1 rRNA gene is annotated in these 714 nt (G+C 53.8%); it reads left to right on the top strand.

The window, feature by feature from the left end:
• A 23S ribosomal RNA gene (locus ACLEJW_RS23205) occupies nucleotides 1-693 on the top strand; the annotation flags it as partial.
• Between the last annotated feature and the right edge of the window lie 21 nt (nucleotides 694-714).

The raw sequence follows: 714 nt of genomic DNA, 5'->3' as shown, positions 1-714 counted from the left end.
ATCCGGATCGAGGACAGTGTATGGTGGGTAGTTTGACTGGGGCGGTCTCCTCCCAAAGAGTAACGGAGGAGTACGAAGGTGCGCTCAGACCGGTCGGAAATCGGTCGTAGAGTATAAAGGCAAAAGCGCGCTTGACTGCGAGACACACACGTCGAGCAGGTACGAAAGTAGGTCTTAGTGATCCGGTGGTTCTGTATGGAAGGGCCATCGCTCAACGGATAAAAGGTACTCCGGGGATAACAGGCTGATACCGCCCAAGAGTTCATATCGACGGCGGTGTTTGGCACCTCGATGTCGGCTCATCACATCCTGGGGCTGAAGCCGGTCCCAAGGGTATGGCTGTTCGCCATTTAAAGTGGTACGCGAGCTGGGTTTAGAACGTCGTGAGACAGTTCGGTCCCTATCTGCCGTGGACGTTTGAGATTTGAGAGGGGCTGCTCCTAGTACGAGAGGACCGGAGTGGACGAACCTCTGGTGTTCCGGTTGTCACGCCAGTGGCATTGCCGGGTAGCTATGTTCGGAAGAGATAACCGCTGAAAGCATCTAAGCGGGAAACTTGCCTCAAGATGAGATCTCACTGGGATCTTGAATCCCCTAAAGGGCCGTCGAAGACTACGACGTTGATAGGTTGGGTGTGTAAGCGCTGTGAGGCGTTGAGCTAACCAATACTAATTGCCCGTGAGGCTTGACCATATAACACCCAAGCAATCTGCA

It is taken from the genome of Pseudomonas sp. SMSB3 (genome assembly GCF_052041965.1).
Classification (GTDB): Bacteria; Pseudomonadota; Gammaproteobacteria; order Pseudomonadales; family Pseudomonadaceae; genus Aquipseudomonas.
The sequence above is the reverse complement of the archived record's forward strand: the minus strand, read 5'-3'. Positions and strand labels throughout refer to the sequence as shown.